The 16,850-nt window shown below is 49.5% G+C and carries 18 protein-coding genes; 10 read left to right on the forward strand and 8 right to left on the reverse strand.

The window, feature by feature from the left end; all coding sequences use genetic code 11:
- The first annotated feature begins 138 nt into the window (after positions 1-138).
- From AB9F26_RS17105 to AB9F26_RS17140, 8 genes are all read left to right on the forward strand, one after another.
- Positions 139-1,200, forward strand: a complete 1,062-nt coding sequence (locus AB9F26_RS17105; RefSeq protein WP_369768565.1) for a ketopantoate reductase family protein — start codon at positions 139-141, stop codon at positions 1,198-1,200.
- A 33-nt stretch (positions 1,201-1,233) separates the two neighbouring features.
- Positions 1,234-1,545 carry a putative quinol monooxygenase gene (locus AB9F26_RS17110; protein WP_369768566.1) on the forward strand — a complete coding sequence of 104 codons (312 nt, stop codon included), beginning with the start codon at positions 1,234-1,236 and terminating at the stop codon, positions 1,543-1,545.
- A complete protein-coding gene (locus AB9F26_RS17115) occupies positions 1,542-2,069 on the forward strand; it encodes a VOC family protein (protein WP_369768567.1) in 528 nt (175 codons plus the stop codon). The genes AB9F26_RS17110 and AB9F26_RS17115 overlap by 4 nt, the downstream gene beginning before the upstream one ends.
- A gap of 5 nt (positions 2,070-2,074) precedes the next feature.
- Positions 2,075-2,407: a hypothetical protein gene (locus AB9F26_RS17120; protein ID WP_369768568.1), complete on the forward strand. Its 333-nt coding sequence runs from the start codon at positions 2,075-2,077 to the stop codon at positions 2,405-2,407.
- An 83-nt stretch (positions 2,408-2,490) separates the two neighbouring features.
- A complete protein-coding gene (locus AB9F26_RS17125; RefSeq protein ID WP_369768569.1) occupies positions 2,491-3,327 on the forward strand; it encodes a 3-keto-5-aminohexanoate cleavage protein in 837 nt (278 codons plus the stop codon).
- Positions 3,328-3,694: 367 nt separating this feature from the next.
- Positions 3,695-4,585, forward strand: coding sequence for an alpha/beta fold hydrolase (locus AB9F26_RS17130; RefSeq protein ID WP_369768570.1), 891 nt, complete (start codon positions 3,695-3,697; stop codon positions 4,583-4,585).
- Complete coding sequence (locus tag AB9F26_RS17135) at positions 4,585-5,529, forward strand: GGDEF domain-containing protein (protein WP_369768571.1); 945 nt, start codon at positions 4,585-4,587, stop codon at positions 5,527-5,529. Before AB9F26_RS17130 ends, AB9F26_RS17135 begins: the two co-directional genes overlap by 1 nt.
- Before the next feature lie 429 nt (positions 5,530-5,958).
- Positions 5,959-7,905, forward strand: coding sequence for an ATP-binding protein (locus tag AB9F26_RS17140; RefSeq protein ID WP_369768572.1), 1,947 nt, complete (start codon positions 5,959-5,961; stop codon positions 7,903-7,905).
- A 334-nt stretch (positions 7,906-8,239) separates the two neighbouring features.
- Here AB9F26_RS17140 and AB9F26_RS17145 read toward each other — a convergent pair whose 3' ends face one another.
- The 3 genes from AB9F26_RS17145 to AB9F26_RS17155 form a co-directional block, all read right to left on the reverse strand.
- Positions 8,240-8,362, reverse strand: a complete 123-nt coding sequence (locus tag AB9F26_RS17145) for a hypothetical protein (RefSeq protein WP_335585895.1) — start codon at positions 8,360-8,362, stop codon at positions 8,240-8,242.
- Between the two features lie 494 nt (positions 8,363-8,856).
- A complete protein-coding gene (locus AB9F26_RS17150) occupies positions 8,857-9,360 on the reverse strand; it encodes a hypothetical protein (RefSeq protein ID WP_369768573.1) in 504 nt (167 codons plus the stop codon).
- A 718-nt stretch (positions 9,361-10,078) separates the two neighbouring features.
- Positions 10,079-10,246, reverse strand: a complete 168-nt coding sequence (locus AB9F26_RS17155; RefSeq protein WP_369756550.1) for a hypothetical protein — start codon at positions 10,244-10,246, stop codon at positions 10,079-10,081.
- Between the two features lie 302 nt (positions 10,247-10,548).
- Here AB9F26_RS17155 and AB9F26_RS17160 point away from each other — a divergent pair, with 302 nt between their 5' ends.
- Positions 10,549-10,815 (forward strand): hypothetical protein, encoded by a 267-nt coding sequence (locus AB9F26_RS17160; RefSeq protein WP_369768574.1) that lies wholly within the window; start codon positions 10,549-10,551, stop codon positions 10,813-10,815.
- A 415-nt stretch (positions 10,816-11,230) separates the two neighbouring features.
- The gene (locus tag AB9F26_RS17165; RefSeq protein ID WP_369768633.1) at positions 11,231-11,320 is read left to right on the forward strand and encodes a hypothetical protein; all 90 of its coding nucleotides are present in this window, start codon (positions 11,231-11,233) and stop codon (positions 11,318-11,320) included.
- A gap of 279 nt (positions 11,321-11,599) precedes the next feature.
- On the opposite strand, the gene AB9F26_RS17170 is transcribed toward AB9F26_RS17165, so the two are convergent.
- The 5 genes from AB9F26_RS17170 to AB9F26_RS17190 form a co-directional block, all read right to left on the reverse strand.
- Entirely contained in the window at positions 11,600-13,255 is a 1,656-nt protein-coding gene (locus AB9F26_RS17170) for a tyrosine-type recombinase/integrase (protein ID WP_369768575.1), read from the reverse strand.
- A gap of 158 nt (positions 13,256-13,413) precedes the next feature.
- Positions 13,414-13,617 carry a helix-turn-helix transcriptional regulator gene (locus tag AB9F26_RS17175; protein ID WP_369768576.1) on the reverse strand — a complete coding sequence of 68 codons (204 nt, stop codon included), beginning with the start codon at positions 13,615-13,617 and terminating at the stop codon, positions 13,414-13,416.
- Between the two features lie 103 nt (positions 13,618-13,720).
- Positions 13,721-14,668: a hypothetical protein gene (locus AB9F26_RS17180; RefSeq protein ID WP_369768577.1), complete on the reverse strand. Its 948-nt coding sequence runs from the start codon at positions 14,666-14,668 to the stop codon at positions 13,721-13,723.
- Positions 14,669-15,267: 599 nt separating this feature from the next.
- A complete protein-coding gene (locus AB9F26_RS17185) occupies positions 15,268-16,029 on the reverse strand; it encodes a DUF2853 family protein (protein WP_369768578.1) in 762 nt (253 codons plus the stop codon).
- A 14-nt stretch (positions 16,030-16,043) separates the two neighbouring features.
- Positions 16,044-16,601 (reverse strand): hypothetical protein, encoded by a 558-nt coding sequence (locus tag AB9F26_RS17190; protein WP_369768579.1) that lies wholly within the window; start codon positions 16,599-16,601, stop codon positions 16,044-16,046.
- Positions 16,602-16,850: the final 249 nt, after the last annotated feature.

Genomic DNA, 16,850 nt, shown 5'->3' on the forward strand with positions numbered 1-16,850 from the left:
GTCGGGCAATATGGGCGGCGAGGTCGTCACTGGGGCAGCGCGCCGAGTCGGCCTTGCAAAGCCTGAGAATCGACGGACGGCGGCATGATCATGCAAAGAAGTCGCAAAGCGTACCGATCTACCTGAACTGGAGAAAAAATGACGACACCGTTTAAGAAAAACCCTCGCATCGCCTTTATCGGGACCGGTGCACAAGGTGCGTCAATCGCGGCGGATTTCACGCTCGCGGGTCTTGATGTGACCTTCATCGACCAATGGCCTGCCCATGTTGAGGCAATGCGCACCAATGGCCTGACGGTGAACATGCCGAACCGTGTGTTGCATACACCGGTAAAGGCGCTGCATCTGTGCGAGATAGCCGAGATCAAGGAGCCCTTTGACCTCGTTTTCATGGTGGTAAAGGCCTATGACACCCGTTGGGCGGCTGAAATCATCAAGCCGGTTCTGGCGCAGGATGGTTTCATTGTCGCCTTGCAAAACGGCATGACCCACGAAGACATTGCCAATATTGTTGGTGCCCATCGCACAATCGGCGCGGTGATCCAGATCGCTTCGAATATGTGGGAACCGGGGATCACCAACCGCCAGAACGACACTGATACATCATGGTTTGCCTTGGGCGCGGTTGATCCCACACAGCATCACCGCGTCGAAGGGGTCGCCGCTCTGCTGCGAAACTCTGGAACGGTCGAAGTTGTGCACGACATCCATTCGACTAAATGGATGAAATTGATCGTCAATGCTGCCGAGTTGATCCCGTCAGCCATCATTAACGCAGCCCTGCGCGACGCTGCAGAGGATAAGGCGTTTCTCGAGGTGATGCGCCTTGCAGGATATGAGGCTATGGCGGCGGCTTTGGCAGATGGTGCGACAATCATGCCCATAATCGGCATGCCACCCAGCATGAGCAATGACCCCAATACCTACGTTGACCAGATATTCGATAAGGTCCTGTCAACGTATTCACGTGACGATACGCTGACCTGCTCGCTTCAGGATTGGCGCAAGGGCCGCCGCGCCGAAATCGACGAGGTCAACGGAATTGTCATCGAAAAGCTCAAAGCCGCTGGAAAAGATGCGCCAATGAATGCCCGTGTCGTTGAAATGGCGTTTCAGATCGAGGCAGGATTATTGCCGCTCTCCAAAGACAACGCCGCCGCTTTGATCGGCACCCACAAAGCGCTGACCTCAAAGACATAGACAATCGACACACTTTTGATCGGAGGAACGACCATGACTGAACAACTCACCGTAGTCGCACATTTGCGTGCCCTCGACGGACAAATCGAAGAGACAAAGGCCTTTCTGAGCGGCCTTATCGAACCCACCCGCGCTGAGCCCGGGTGCATTGAATACTGGTTGCATCAGGATGACGAAGACCCTGCCGAATTTACCTTCTACGAAAACTGGACCAGTCGCGCCGAGTGGGACAAGCATATGGAGATGCCGCATCTTCAAGCCTTCGCAGACGTCAAGGACAAGGTGTTTGAGCTGCAAAAACTGCGCCTGATGAGCATGATCAGCGATGCTGTGAGCACAAGATGACAGGCGGTCTTCCGGGGCTGGCAGGCAGCGATCATGTCGGATTCACTGTACCCGATATTAACGAAGCGACGCGGTTCTTCGTGGATGTGATTGGCTGCGAAGTGGTTTTTGAAATTGGTCCTTTTGTCGCTGACGATGATTGGATGGCGGTGCATCTGGGCGTGCATCCCCGCGCCATTATTAAGACCCTTCGCATGTTGAAATGCAAAAACGGACCCGCGTTTGAACTCTTCGAATATGATCTGAAAGGTGCGGCACAAACCCCGCCAGCCAACAGCGATGTGGGTGCCGCCCATCTTGGATTTGTTGTCCAAGATATCGACGTGGCAGTGGCATATCTCAAAGAACATGGCGTCGACGTACAAGGCGCGCCCACCCATATGACCGAGGGCCCCTCAGCAGGGTTGCGTTGGGTCTACTTCCGCGCACCATGGGGGATGCAGCTTGAGCTGGTCAGCTATCCCGATGGCATGGCCGTAACCCGCGCCAATCCGTCCGCACTTTGGTCCCCAGCAGAAAGCTAGGTCTTATGCCCAATGTTAAAATTTACGTGGACGAGGACATCCTCGGAGAACACAAGGCTGCTTTGAGGCAAATTCTTGAGCCACTTCGTGAAATCGTTGCACAGCATCTCGATGTGCCCCACTCCGCATGTCAGTTGGCGTTACTTCCGGTTATTGCAATCAAAGATCAGCCCGCAATGAACGTCGAGATTCACATCATGCCTCGCGTAGGCCGAACCCAAAAGGCCCTGGAGGCAATGGGGGCTGAGATTCAGCAAACATTGCACGATGTGACAGGTAGGCAAGTTGCGTTTCGATGCTCGCAGCTTGATCCAACAACCTACGTGACGCTCAAATAGCAACTTTGACGGCTTGGACCACCCAATTATACCTAGACAGCATTCTTCGTCAGCGTGCTGAGTTTAAGAGATCAGAGGCTTATATGACCAATCCTTGCATTATCTGTGTTGCTATCACTGGGTCCTTACCCAACAAAGACAACAATCCGGCTGTGCCCATTTCGATCGAAGAACAGATAGAAAGCACACACCAAGCATTCGAGGCGGGGGCGACAATCGCACATTGCCATGTGCGTGACGATGAGGGCAAACCGACGTCTGACCCAGAGCGATTTGCGCGGCTCAAAGAAGGGCTTGAGCGTCATTGCCCAGGCATGATTGTTCAACTGTCGACTGGCGGGCGTTCCGGTGCGGGGCGTGATCGTGGTGGGATGCTGTCGCTTTCACCCGACATGGCGTCCCTGTCTGTCGGGTCAAACAACTTCCCCACTCGGGTCTATGAAAACAGCCCCGATCTGGTTGATTGGCTGGCGTCCGAGATGCTCTTGCACGACGTGAAGCCGGAAATAGAAGCATTTGACCTTGGACATATCGTTCAGGCCACCCGCATGGCGGCTGATGGGCGGCTTCGAGGGCCATTGTACGTTCAGTTCGTCATGGGAGTGCAGAACTCCATGCCAGCTGATGAGCCAATTTTCGATTTTTACATCAAAACCCTCAAACGCCTCGCACCCGACGCGCAATGGTGCGCTGCAGGCATCGGTCCGGCACAGTTGACCATCAATGAATGGGCGATCTCCAAGGGAGGCCATACACGGACTGGGCTTGAAGATAATGTGCGGCTGGACCGCGAGCGCCTCGCGCCATCCAACGCTGCGCTTGTCCAACGAGCGATTGATCTTTGTGAAAAGTATGAGCGCCCGGTCGCAACATGGCGACAAGCCCGCGATTTGCTCGGACTACGAATGATCACGGTGTAACCAGACCTAGGTGCATATTCCAGTATCCGGTAGTTTGGGCTCGGAGCCGCCATTACCTGCGTTTGCACAACTGAAAAAAACTGGCTGATGCCCTGAGCGTCCGCTTTCTTCGCACTGCCCTTTCGATTTCGCACTTGCAGCGAAGGTCGGCTCTCCGCCCTTATTGTCAAAATGTGCATGGTGCAGAAATTGACCACATTACTCTCGCCCATGGTTGCCGTGAACGGCCCAAAGCTGACCTTGGCACCTTGCGAAACGAATGGCAGGCCTGAGTCCTAAACGTTTATCGGCGAGATGCTCGTTTAGGAGTTGTTAACTTTATTTTAATATTAACGATCTGCGTAATAGCAGGCTTCTTTTGGTTTAAATGTGGTTTGTTATTCAAACTTTGACATCCGCTGGGGTTGGGCTTGTACATCAAATCAACGGGGTGCCGCAATTGGGAATGACAAAAGGCGACGTATTACTGCGCAACAATGTCACTGTGATTGGATCGGGAGAGCACACGCTTCTCATGGCGCATGGCTTCGGTTGCGACCAGACTATGTGGCGTTTTCTAACACCGGAACTCTCTAAACATTTCCGAATAGTTCTGTTTGACTATGTGGGGAACGGAAAATCAGATATATCGGCATTTAATGCAAAGAAATATAGCGCTTTGGAAGGCTACGCCGAAGATGTGACAGATATCTGTGATGCCTTGGATCTCAAAAAAGCGACACTCATCGGTCATTCAGTTAGCTCAATGATCGGATTGATTGCGTCCCTACAGTCTCCGGAATACTTCAAAAACCTTGTTATGGTATGCCCGTCACCGTGTTTCTTGAACCTCCCGCCTGACTATTTTGGAGGATTTGATCGCGCCGACTTGGAAGAGCTTATCGACCTAATGGACAAAAATTACATCGGTTGGGCGAACTACCTCGCTCCCCTAGTTATGGGTGCGGACAAGGGGTCGGAATTAGTCGGAGAGCTTTCGGACAGCTTTTGCTCAACAGACCCTGTCATCGCCAAAACGTTTGCCAAGGCGACGTTCTTTTCGGACCTAAGGCACCTGCTACCTGAAGCGATGCACCCAGTTCTTATCCTCCAAAGTAGTGTTGATGCGCTCGCGGGAACTTCAATCGGCGAGTTCGTTAAAAAGGAAATTCCCAAGGCGACACTGAAGGTCATTGAGGCCGAAGGCCATTGCCTGCACATGACTCACCCAAAAGAAGTCGGTCAGAATGTGACGGAATTTCTTAGAGTTTCGACCTGATGACGGACCTGACAAGTGTCGAACTGGATGATCTGCCTTTTGGGTGTATTGTCTCAAACAATCATCGCAGAATCATTTTTTCAAATCGGTATATCACCGATGAGTTGGGATGGCCTGTCGAGCAAGTTGTCGGCCAGGCTTCTACCACCATTATGTCGCCTGCTTCTCGGCTTTTCTGCGAGAGCTATGTTTACCCGATGCTTCTCGAAAGTGGCGAATGCCTTGAAATACAACTGACATTCTTAAGCAAGGACGGCGCTCGTCTACCAGTGATTGCAAATGCTAAGACCCGCAAGGATGGAACAATCATCTGGGGGTTCTTTTTGGCCGTCAACAGAGACAAACTATATCACGAGTTGGTTCAAGCCAGAAGCACGCTGGAGGAGCAATCGATCCGCCTTGCAGAAATGGCCACAATAGATGAGCTAACCAGCCTCATGAATCGTCGGGCTTTCAATCTAGAAATTGAACACCAATTCGCCGCCTGCGAGCGAAGTGGTGATTCATTGTCGCTTCTGATCCTTGATATAGACGACTTCAAAAGGATTAATGACACCTACGGTCACAGCCACGGCGACAATGTGTTGCAAGCCTTGGGTTTATGCCTTTCAAAGGCTTGCCGAGAAACAGAAACAGCAGCGCGCTTCGGTGGCGAAGAGTTCATTTTTACGCTAAATGGTACCGACAGCGAGGGAGCATTTTCATTTGCTCAACGCATACACGATCAAATTGCCAATGATGCAAATCAACTGCGTTCCATTACCGTTAGCATTGGGATTGCAACCCGAATTGGGCACTTCGGCCCCTCATATCTTGACTTGTTGAAGCAAGCGGACGCGGCCCTATATCGAGCAAAAGCACTCGGAAAAAACCGGACTGTCAATGGTGGGAATTTCCCCTCGTCACGATTATATTCGACGGGCGCTGAAAAAGGGAGTTGTTGATCTCATAGTTGGAGGATCACTAAGTAAACCTCTGCAGTTGCAGTAAATGACGGCAAAGCCTCACCCATCAATGCCGACCTTGCCGCCTTGCGCGACGAAGCACCACTACGAGCCCATATTCTTAGATGCTGCGGAGTGATTGAACGTTGGCTTTCGTGACCAGAGCCAAGAACTTGAAAAAGTCGCACGCAGTATTACGAAGGGTTTTGGTGTAAATTAAGTGGCTTGGATTAGACATCTACAGCCTTCAGAAAAATTAGACGCCAAACCGTCTAATTGCTATTCAAGCTGGAATGCTACAGATTGCTCGAACGAGCTCTCGTAATTGTCGAGACGCCGTTCCAAACATAGAATATTCTTCCGGTTACGTTCAACGTTGAGGTTAAGATAATGGCTGTGATGATCCAGTTTGCTGCGAGTGAGCCATAAATGATTAAGTTGGCATGGGTTTTGCCCACAGTTCTTGCCGTGCTTGCGGTCGAGGTTTCCTTTCGCACAGGAATGGCAATTCCTATTCCGTTTCTCATCATCGTAGTCTGCGTGGTGATTGCTGGATCGATGGGCGGACAACGTTCTGGGTTGATTTCCGGACTGATTGCGTCCCTTTTTGTCTTTAATTCATACCTCGTTGGATTTGGACCTGCCACTTTGACAGGGAGTTTGCTGCAAGTTGCCCTTGGGTCGGTGTTATTCACGCTTCTGGGCACTTTACTTGGGCGCCTACGAGAACAACGCGATACAGGCATGCAAGCGCTGCGTGACAGAGAGAAGACCCTTGAAACTTCCCTGAACGAACAGACCGAGGAAAAGAACAAACAGGTCACCATTGTGGCTGAAAGTGAAGCGCGGCTAAAAACAGCAATCCGCATTGCGCGCATCGGCCTCTTTTCTTACGAAAAATCAACTGGAACTTGTACGTTCTGCTCAGAACAATACGCCGCACACTTTGGTTTGATGCCGGACGAATATATCACCAAAACTTCGGGGCACAGCCCAGATCTTAGCCATATACATGCGGATGATCTCCATATTATCGTAAGCGCAATCGCTCGATTGAATGACGGTGAAGACCAAGTTTATGAATACCGCGCTATGCATCCGGATCATGGGATTAGGTATATCTCCGAAATAGTAGAGCCCGTTGTTGATGGAAACGGCAAAGTACTCGCAAATATCGGCACAAGTATTGACGTGACCGAGCTGCGCCTGGCCGAAATGCGCCTGCGCCAGTCGCAGCGGATCGAAGCCGTTGGCACTTTAACCGGCGGTGTGGCGCATGATTTCAACAACCTACTTGCCATCATCCTTGGAAATCTGGAGTTGTGCCTTGAAACAGGTCGCAAAGACGATTGGAAAGCCCGCATCGAGACAGCTATTGATGCGACCAACCGTGGCGCGGGCCTGACCAAAAACCTGCTTAGTTTTTCGCGCCGCGCACATCTGAAGCCAACGCGACTTAATCTGAATCACAACGTGCAAAACACGATGTCCTGGTGCGCCCGCGTCTTGCCCAAAACGATAAACATCGAGACGTCGTTGCAGGCCGGACTATGGGATGTTGAAGTTGATGAAACATCTATAGAGACCTCGATTATCAACATCCTCTTAAATGCCCGAGATGCGATGCCTGAAGGCGGCAAGGTGACAATCGAAACCGCAAACATGCGGATTGGCGAAGAATATATGTTAGAGCGGGGTGAGGATATTGAACCGGGTCGTTATGTCATGTTGGCAATTAGCGATACCGGCCACGGCATCCCTGCCGAAAAGCTAGAACATGTTTTTGAGCCTTTCTTCACCGACAAAGGCGTTGGCCGTGGATCTGGCTTAGGGCTTTCGATGGTACACGGTTTTATAAAACAATCCGGAGGTGCTATCCGCATTTATTCAGAAGTTGGTGTCGGGACAACATTCAAACTTTACTTTAAGGCTACAACTCAGGCTTTAGTTCCCCCCAAAAGAGAGCCGCACAAGCAGTTTCATATTCCCAGCGAGCGAGTTGAAATTCTCCTTGCAGAGGATGAAGAAGAAGTTCTGCTCATTCTGAAACGCATTTTGGCGAATGCGGGTTACTCAGTCACAACCGCAGCCACAGGCGACGAAGCTTTAGAAATTTTCAATACTGACCTTCGGTTTGACCTTCTTTTGACAGACATCGTGATGCCAGGGAGCCTTCAAGGTCCTGCATTGGCTAAAGCCATTCGATTGATTGATCCCAATTTACCCTGTATCTTCTTGTCAGGCTATGCCTCTGAGGCGACGGTGCACGGCAACGGGCTTAAGCCGTCTGATATCCGCCTAATGAAACCCGTAAGCCGACAAGAACTCCTCAGTGCGGTGTCCAAAACGCTAAGCTCTGTCGACCAGAGCAATTGAATTAAATTGGGGTTGGGGGGAATCGGCCGTTTTTGTCGATCTCCTGAAAGCAATAATTGGCGCAGGCCTCATAAAGGTTCATTTATCCACATAGCAGACCTTCGTGCATTCCGCAGCAAAAGTCCGGTTTCCGCACTTAGTTCCAATGCCGCACTTGAAAAATGAGTCCGCTTCCGTCCCTCAGCCTCGCAGATGCTGCGGCGCAGCTTTCGCATTGCGGCCATTGGTGCATCGCGCATCATTTCAATTCAACTCCTATAGTCTTTCGGCGACCATCGCTTCCGTTGTGATTTTACCACTCCAGCGATTTGGTCGCCATTTTTATCGCCTTACGTCACTTTTTACCTGTGATTGATATTGCAGGTTTCCCGTTCTGGGAACCCGCAGTTGCAGAGACTTTCTGCTTCTCTTTTTTGGGTTTTTTGGTCTCTTTTTTGCTGTTTTTACCTTTGGCCATCGTCTGCCCTTTCAATGTGCAGCAATCCGATGCCGTAATGGCTTGGGTTTTACTGCGGTCGTTCACTAATTGTCTGTTTGAGGCACTCGGTTGTGCCTTATGTGATTGCCTACGTTGCGGTTATCGCATTCTTTATTTCGCTCTCCAAGCTGCGGTGCCGATTGTGGCGTGCAACTGCAATTGTAGCAACAAGTTTGAGTTTCTATCGGCCCGAAGCCGACCTTCACGACAATCTCAAATGCTGCGGCGCAGTCCACCGAAGCGGACATTGATGCGTTGTCGCAGCATTATTAAGGCTCTAAGTTCTGCTAAGCGGACAAAGCACCATTTCGTTGCGCTTGCGCCAATGACCGCTCTTCCGCCGAAAGTTCTCACCGCCGCAAAAAAATCCATTAGGATTGCGGACACCCTCTGTCTTGTTCCTTCGGTTGTCGGAACTGATCTTGACGCTCCAGCTAAAAAAGGTCGATTGATCCAATAGATTCACCCCGTCCCTAACGCACAATGTTCATTGCGCCTGCAGCGGCACGACCATCCTGAAAATTGCTCACGACCTGACCAGCCAATTGGGCGACGGCACCTGCATTGAGCGCGCTATCCCATTCTTCTGGAGTGGCTTGTGTCCAATCATCGGCCGTCACCGCGAGCGCAATCAGGGTTGTCACAGCGCCAAAAGTATCTGTCATGACTTGGTTGCCGCGTTGGGTGCGGGCGAATTGCTGCAAGGTTGGGGCTTTCCACGCACTTGTTGGGTTGCCGTCAGGACCTCTTACACGGGCCAACGCCTGTGGGAGCTGGTTAGGTAAATGGGGGTTAGTATTGTGTCGGCGCATATAGTCGTAAACAGCGCGGCCCGGAGTTTTACCTCCTCTGATGGATTGCAGCATGGCATCCCGGTGGAGCGCCCATAAATTTCGCGCCACATTCCATTGTTCCTGAGGATGTCGAGCCATATCGAAATAGAGAAATGCATCTTGTTTGACTTGAACGCGTGGCATGTCATTTCCTGCCAAGGCTAACCTTCCGCCAAAACGTCGCAATAGATTTGGATGAAAATTTGAAGTGGCAGCTTCAAAATGTAAACGTTCCATCAACCTCAAATACTGGGAAAATCCATTTTTCTCTCCTGAAAGGTATTATAATTTAAAATTAAATCACATGAAAGTTGGTGTTGGGAACAGTAATTGTAAAACAGCATATTGCATACCCCCTCAGTTGGGGGAGGGAGACGACGGCCAATTTTCTGGCGACCTCGACGCGATTGTTCACACTCAGCTCGCGATAACCCTCGGCCTCTTTTACCTGAACATTCAGATAAGTCTTTGTAGAAATTTTGGTGCGCCAGGCCATCAAAGCCGACTTTGGTGTTTCATGCAGCAACTATAGAGAAGGGCTCTTTTCGGACTTTAGCTGCAAAATGAACCGAGGTCGGGTATGCGGGACTTAGTTGCCGTTGACACAAACCTCGCGCCACAAGTAGATGATCGAGTTCACACGGCTGTTAAGCCAATTCGAAAGAGAAACATTGAACCAAATATCAGCCATAATCTATCTTGCTATTTGCCTAGGCATAGTTGGATTTCAGGTCTGCATTATTGCAGGTGCACCTTGGGGAAGGCTTACCCAAGGTGGCTACCACCCTAAAAAACTCCCTACGCGAAACCGCGTTGGTGCGGGTTTCTCAATCATACTTATGATCTTTATGGGTTTGTCGATTCATTCGGCCGCAGGGTCTTGGCCAAACTGGCCTATCTGGTTGGGTTGGCTCACATTGGGAATTACCGTCGTCTCGGTCATCATGAACTTGATAACCCCATCTGCGCCAGAGCGGAAACTATGGGCCCCAGTTACGTTGGCGATGCTCAGTCTTGCTGTCTTTGTCATGTTTTCAAGTTGAAAAGAACCCTGAAATGACGAACCACAAAGGGCTCACTGCCGACCTTCGCTGCGTTTGCACATCGAAAAAAACTGGGTCGCAGCCCCGGGTGTCCGCTTTATTCAAGTTGCCCAATTTAGTTTGCGGGCGCAGCGAAAGTCCGGTTCCCGCCCACATTGTAGATCGACGCGAACGGCCCAAAGCCGCCGTTCGCCTGATTGCCCAACGCCGCAGTGCAGCTTCCGCATTGCGGACATTGGCAATTGCAAAGGGGCGCACTACTATGCCTTGAGTAGTCATGAGGGTATTGATGGAACGAGAACCAAACTTGATCATTTCGGGTGCGTCGCAACGCATCATTGAAGACGGCGTCTCCTTTAAGGTGGACATTTACAAATTCGAAGGCGGGGATGGCTGGTCGCTGGAAGTTGTCACAGAGGACGGAACTTCGATTGTCTGGGACGATTTATTCGAAGACGATCAGGCTGCGCTTGAGGAAGCAGCAACAACTATTCGTAAAGAAGGCGCTGTGGCATTCGTCAACGGCGGATCGAACGTCATTCCTTTCAAACATTGAGCCGCGTACGAACGGCCCTTAGCTGCCGTTCGCGACATCTATGCTATGCTGCGGTGCGGCCCATCAGACCGGACCTTCGCCGCAACTGCAAAATCAGATGAAAGGTGAATTCACAGTTCGCGGAACAAAGCTGCCCTTGGGTAGTCTGAGATTGATGTCCGCTGATAAAAAGTCGTACCACAATAAACGCTTAGCTTTCAGAATGACCAATTGCGATAAGCCTGCGAAACGGCGTATTCAACGATCCGACTATGACGCATCCGTACATTGTCTTGAAACCCGTACCCCATAAAGCGAGCTGTTGTGATTTCTTCGTTGTTGTTGCCACCGTAACGCAATTTGAAAATACCTTGGCAGCTATCATCCGCGGGTTGGTCAAGGATCGTGCCGTGATAGGCGTAGTTAACGGGAAGAGATTTCTCGCGGGCTTGTCACCAAGCAATCGCTTCGTTCAATCGCGCAAAACCTGAACCGCTCGCCTTCAACGCGAATTGACGGTGCGTAAGCTGGGCAAGACCAGGCTGCATCGAAAGCTTCAACGGCAAGCTGAGGGACGAATGCATAAATGAGATATTGGTTGGCACATAGCGCGATGCCAGCAAAACACTGAAAAAATGGCAAGAGAATTACAACTAGTGCAGGCCCCACTCAGCTTTGGCAACCATGACTCCAATGGAATTCTTGCAGAGAAAGATGATGGACAAGATGGCCACGTGAGGTCAAAGATTTAACGCCAAGAACTCCGCGCAAGCTGGAGGGAACTTGGGGCGCAGGTCAGCGTCAGTCAAAAGTCTTCGATTACAGAATTAGATTTATGTTTCAGCAGTCTTTGTTTTAACGCCATTTCTCTAAGTGGCTGCTGAAGTTCCTTCTTTTTGCGACGTGCTTCCAGCAATCGCGTGGCTCGTTCGAAATCTGGGGAACCCTTGGTCAACTCATGTTCGTGGTAAAGCAGCAAGAGTTCTGCATCCTCGCTACTCGCTTCGTCAGCCTGCCCAAAAGCATCGAAAATCTCAGAAATCCTAAGTGCCGGAATTTTACTATAGTACTTTTGCGTCACGGCTAGGTCGTCATGCCCCATATTTAGTGACCAAGCCTTCTGCTGCTCTAGCGTTCTACAATGCATCCAGCTTAGTTGACCAACGCAGTATTTCGCGAAATGTGGCGATAAACGCATATCAATAAAATCACCGGCTAACTTAAACGATTTGGAAACGGCATGTATGGATTTCATCACAGTTATGCTCGCAAGGTTAAATGGACGAACCGGTGCAGCAAGGTGTCTTTGATCGGGAAACAGCGCGTCGTCCTCAAGATACCCAAGACCAGTCAACTCATTCTTCCATTCTACCCCGGTTTGCAGAAAAATAGGAGGAAATGGAAAGAATTTAATTCGCAGGCTCTTCCCGTTTTTGGTCCTCGAAACACCGGCATCTTGGACGATTTCTCCTGTTTCAGGTAAGAAGTGCTTGATCCGTAGAGAGGTTACGGTGTCAGCTCTCAACGCCCCCAAAAATGCTATGGCAAGCATTGCACGATCACGGCGCTCTTTTCGCGAGCCATGCGGCATCGACTCTACCATTATCGTCGCGTCTTCTAAGCTCGGCACTGCCTCGCCTTCATCTGTACTTACAGTTGCCTTGAATTTTTTAGGGAGTTCGAAGTAGTTCGGCAGAGTGCGGTCCAAACGACTGCAACCCTTTTGGGACAACAGCCAGTTGCCGAAAGATTTGACATGTGACGCACGGTGCCTAACAGTAGAAGCGCTCAATCGACCATCCTGTGCCTGTGACTTGAGATGTTCGCGATAATCTGACGCGTCGGATATAGTCAAACGGGAAAACTCCTTTCCCACTAAGAAAGCCTCAAAGTCTCGTATTGCTGAAAGGTGTGCGTTGACGGTCTTTGCATCATATCGGCCAGCGTACTGAAGCCATGCTGAGATGATGCGGTCATTTTGGCAATACAAAGGCGATCCGTCATTCCCAATACCACCTAAGGCCTTTGCATTATCTTCGTCTAACGATGCCAAGGTCGTATTGGTATCGGCGCAGGCCAAAATTCGTGCGGTGTCTTCTTGATTTAGGCGTTTATAAACTTTCCTTTCGCAGTCAGGGCACGTGCCTGACAGGGCAACTCCTGACTGGGTCTCATCTTGCTTACATACCGAGCTGGGGACAGGGAAAACTCTTCCTTTGCAAGAAAAACACTTAAATTGGCCTACGCGAAGCTTTGAACTGGTAGTTAATAGTCGAGAGGAAATGAACCGGCCAACTTCTTTGCCATTAAAGACTTGCGGGGTTTCGGAATCTGATGGCTTCAGCCCCTCCTTGACGAAATTTGATACCGTATTCCGGCAAATACCGAATAATTCCATGAGCTCAATTACCGTATAAACATGATGTTTTTTCGGCCTGACGTTTTTGTAGTTGCGGCTCATTTAGCTGCACCGAAAATTGGAAAATGGCATCTTTTTGGGGCCAAGGTTTCGTTGGGCTGCTGGCAGCGACCAAGAGGCGATTTCAATTAGCCACTTTTGCGTCTTTCGCCAGCTCACCAAGCGATTTCTGCGAACATCGGTCTTTAATCGCGGCGCGTTCATATTTCAAAATCATACAGCGCACGGATGTCCTCAACTTTCCACACCGTCGTTCGAGGACCTAGCTTGTACGATTGCGGAAAACGACCGTCTTTGACGCCCTGCCACCATGTAGATTTGGACACGGGGATTGGCCCGTTAGGTGCGAGAATTTGGGACAGCCGGACAAAACCTGCGCTCGGAAAGCCATTTACGTGTTTCATGATCAATCTCCATCTATTGTGATGGAACCAAGATCATTGCAGTCCGGTTTCTTTTGGTATGATCGAAAAAAATAAAATAAGCTTTTGAAAGCAAAAGATAATACTAATTTTGATCGTATATTCTCAACATTTCCGCTTTTACATCATCGTCGAGTTGCGAAAATCCCGCACGGATGAGCTTAGTTAGGTTTTGGGCATCAATGCTGAAACCAACAAAGTCACCAGCCTCAACAATGGCTTTGGCAGCTTTAGCTGCATCCTTAGGGGTCTTGAGGCCATAATGATCAATCGCGACCACAAGCAAAACTTTCTGAAACAGTGCTCGAGTGTTCCCGTGCAACGGCTTGTCGTCAGTGTTTTTTACTTGCTTAGATTTTTCATTAGGAATGCCTGTCAAACGGCGCTTGATGACCTCGCTCAATTGGTCAGAAACGCTCAAGTTTTTATCACGGACCCACGCACAAAGGTCAGCGAGCTTGATCGAAATCGGGCCGTCTTCTGGATCCCCAAAGTTTCGTACAAGAAGCTCAAAACGGTCTTCCAGGAATTGAAGAATTTCATCGATTCTATTGTCTATTCCGTACGCCCCAAAGAGGGCGTCATAATCCGTTTTCCTTGGGTCAACACCAACCAATAGCAGAGCGGCTTCATTAATTGTTACGACATGTGCTGCCATCCAATATTCGATATCAAAAAGGTGATTTCTCTCACTCCAACCTGAACCGAACCAAGGTGGGCGGCACTTTTTGAGCTGTTCCAGGTTATAGTAAAGCTCAAAATGCAAGCTCTGAGGACTGGTCAGGGGGTTAAGGATGCTCTCACCGTTTTTTAGATAAACGGCTCGAAGCTCATCAATAGGTTTGTTTTCCAACATAGAGCTGACCTTGACGCAGTATGATTTTAGTCGTTTCTCAAAGTCAAAGTGCACTTGAGGATATTGGGGGCCGACCCCCGGCATAAGTTCGGCAGGATGCCAATCGGAAAGGTTGCCGAGAGCACGCTTAAGAATTTCTGCTATCAGTTCTTTCTGCTTTTGTTCACTTATAGTCATGTGCCCATGGTCCCTGAATAGATTGATAGCTGATCAACCCACCAATCGACCACACCGCCCTTGATAACCTCTTTTTGGCCCGCAGTTTTATTCTTAGACCCAAGAATAAAATCGCGCCCATTCTTGATCGAGCAACCTATCAATGAAAAGCAGGGATAACTCGCGAGAACCATCTCAAAGTCCCCCATTTGTCCCCTACAGCAGAAATAGGGCCGCAAATCCAGAGAGGACGCAGCATGAACTTTCGACCAAGCGATTGAAACTGAAATAGAAAAAATGGTGCCCCCACACGGACTCGAACCGCGGACCTACTGATTACAAATGCCTTGGGGGAGAATGTAACCGGGTTGAAAACTAAGTATAAATCGCAGGCATCAAATCGCGTTACAAGGATGTCACAAGGTTCGCTTAGAGTATTGTTTTCTCGAGGTTGTCTCAAAAAATCGATCTTGCAAACGGTACATCACGCTTGGCTTAACGGTAAGGTAGCAACTTCCTGAACACACATTCATGTCCGAAAAAGGCAAGTTTTCGGTTGATTGGGCAACATAAAATTGCAATTTTTTGGTTAGCTCAACCGAACCGTGCACCTCAACTGCCTATGAGCGAACTAGCCAGCTCCTCGCCGTTTTGCTTTTATTGGAGTGTTTATCTAGCCACTGCAGTGTCTGTTTGTCTTTAGAAAATTGACGGACCAATAAGTAATACAAAACCGCTCTATCAATGTGTTTATCTGATCGCCCATGCTGGTCGATGACCGAGTGGATCGTAGTCATTAAATTCGGATTGTCTGGCAATCCCAACGACTTGATCAAGAATTGGTTTTTTACTTTCTCGAGATCTGTGGATATGTTTGTTGTGATAGTTGCTAATCTTCTATTATAGATGCTAGGGCCGCAAGCGATTGTCACCCTTTTAAGAAGGTCTATATCTGGCTCGAAACCAACTTTTCTCCTCAAGTCTTTGGCATATTTTTCGATCAATTGATCGCGCTTACCTCCTGCGTACACACGTGTTCCTCCTCCCGTATAAACACGCGTTCTCGGCGTCCAGTCATCTGATTCAAATACCGTCGCAAATTTTTCGGGCAAGCCTTCAACAAATGGCTCCAGGCGTAAAAAATTACTGGTGTTAGCCACCAAAGTCAGTTGATCCAGAGTTATTTTGGACCAAACGTCCAACGCCGACAGCCGAGTGGCCAAAGACGTTATTTGGTCTTTCTCACCTTCGCCTCCCGTAAAGTTAGGCGAGAGATATTTTTGGAGTTTGGATAGAAATAAGTCGCGGCCTATATCGGAATCCAGAGTTGATAGCAGCCGACGCTCTTGGGACGGCCGCAATGTCATTAGGTCATATTCCATAATAGCCTCACTCATCATGACACAGATGGAATGTAATATACATCAACGGTGATCCCGTAGGCGGAAAATGCGTCTGCCACATTCTGCAGGTGTTTTTCAACTCGGTGCGAGCCATATCCAAATCGGCCTGAACTGTTGGTAATAACCCAACCGTCAACACCATACTCTGGGTCCGGGTCATATAGTATTTCGCCGCCAATTCGGGCTTTTTTGGTTTCACATTCGATTAGGGACGGATGCCCCAGTTTATAATAGCCGGTTGGCACTTGAATGCCTCTGGCCAATGGAAATTTTCTCCCACCAACCGTATCTTCATAAACCTCCTCGAGAGCCAGGTGAATTCGTCCTTGGCCATCCAAGACCCAAAGGATCGGCAACATTTCGTGCGCGACTTGGGCAATCCGGAGGCCGTCAGTAGCCGCGTTCATGTATTTCAAAAGGCTACCTGCTGACACATCAGAGAGTTCTGTAAGACTGGCCGGCCTCATCAACCGCTCAAACTCACCCACTTTGCCAGCAGCTTCCAGTAGATCGCCAAAAAAATCATCAAGAGGACACTTTGGGTTGTCCACGAAATTCTTCGGGTAATACGTACTTATAGTCTGATCTGGCAAACTCGGCTACCTATTTGGTTCGATACTAACGCATAGCTGCCAACATGAATCAAAAGTTTCACTTCCGCAATACTTTGCTCGACATAGAGCGATTGAACGGAGTGTAGAAGGGCGTAACATTGGAGCAGGTAGCGGGCATCGAGCCCACATCTCAGGCTTGGGAACTCGATAAACAACTTAAACGTTCACTCGGCCTCCTGCAAGCAT

It is taken from the genome of Falsihalocynthiibacter sp. BN13B15 (assembly GCF_041205415.1).
GTDB lineage: Bacteria > Pseudomonadota > Alphaproteobacteria > Rhodobacterales > Rhodobacteraceae > Falsihalocynthiibacter > Falsihalocynthiibacter arcticus.

Bases quoted from the DNA above. Each gene is read 5' to 3' on its own strand.
- AB9F26_RS17115 (WP_369768567.1), top strand. From the start codon at position 1,542: ATGACAGGCGGTCTTCCGGGGCTGGCAGGCAGCGATCATGTCGGATTC.
- AB9F26_RS17140 (WP_369768572.1), top strand. From the start codon at position 5,959: ATGATTAAGTTGGCATGGGTTTTGCCCACAGTTCTTGCCGTGCTTGCG.
- AB9F26_RS17145 (WP_335585895.1), bottom strand. From the start codon at position 8,362: ATGGCCAAAGGTAAAAACAGCAAAAAAGAGACCAAAAAACCCAAAAAA.
- AB9F26_RS17175 (WP_369768576.1), bottom strand. From the start codon at position 13,617: ATGAAACACGTAAATGGCTTTCCGAGCGCAGGTTTTGTCCGGCTGTCC.
- AB9F26_RS17160 (WP_369768574.1), top strand. From the start codon at position 10,549: ATGGAACGAGAACCAAACTTGATCATTTCGGGTGCGTCGCAACGCATC.
- AB9F26_RS17120 (WP_369768568.1), top strand. From the start codon at position 2,075: ATGCCCAATGTTAAAATTTACGTGGACGAGGACATCCTCGGAGAACAC.
- AB9F26_RS17130 (WP_369768570.1), top strand. From the start codon at position 3,695: ATGTGGTTTGTTATTCAAACTTTGACATCCGCTGGGGTTGGGCTTGTA.
- AB9F26_RS17180 (WP_369768577.1), bottom strand. From the start codon at position 14,668: ATGACTATAAGTGAACAAAAGCAGAAAGAACTGATAGCAGAAATTCTT.
- AB9F26_RS17125 (WP_369768569.1), top strand. From the start codon at position 2,491: ATGACCAATCCTTGCATTATCTGTGTTGCTATCACTGGGTCCTTACCC.
- AB9F26_RS17170 (WP_369768575.1), bottom strand. From the start codon at position 13,255: ATGAGCCGCAACTACAAAAACGTCAGGCCGAAAAAACATCATGTTTAT.
- AB9F26_RS17155 (WP_369756550.1), bottom strand. From the start codon at position 10,246: ATGACAAAGACAGCAAGACTGAGCATCGCCAACGTAACTGGGGCCCAT.
- AB9F26_RS17105 (WP_369768565.1), top strand. From the start codon at position 139: ATGACGACACCGTTTAAGAAAAACCCTCGCATCGCCTTTATCGGGACC.
- AB9F26_RS17135 (WP_369768571.1), top strand. From the start codon at position 4,585: ATGACGGACCTGACAAGTGTCGAACTGGATGATCTGCCTTTTGGGTGT.
- AB9F26_RS17110 (WP_369768566.1), top strand. From the start codon at position 1,234: ATGACTGAACAACTCACCGTAGTCGCACATTTGCGTGCCCTCGACGGA.
- AB9F26_RS17150 (WP_369768573.1), bottom strand. From the start codon at position 9,360: ATGCCACGCGTTCAAGTCAAACAAGATGCATTTCTCTATTTCGATATG.
- AB9F26_RS17185 (WP_369768578.1), bottom strand. From the start codon at position 16,029: ATGGAATATGACCTAATGACATTGCGGCCGTCCCAAGAGCGTCGGCTG.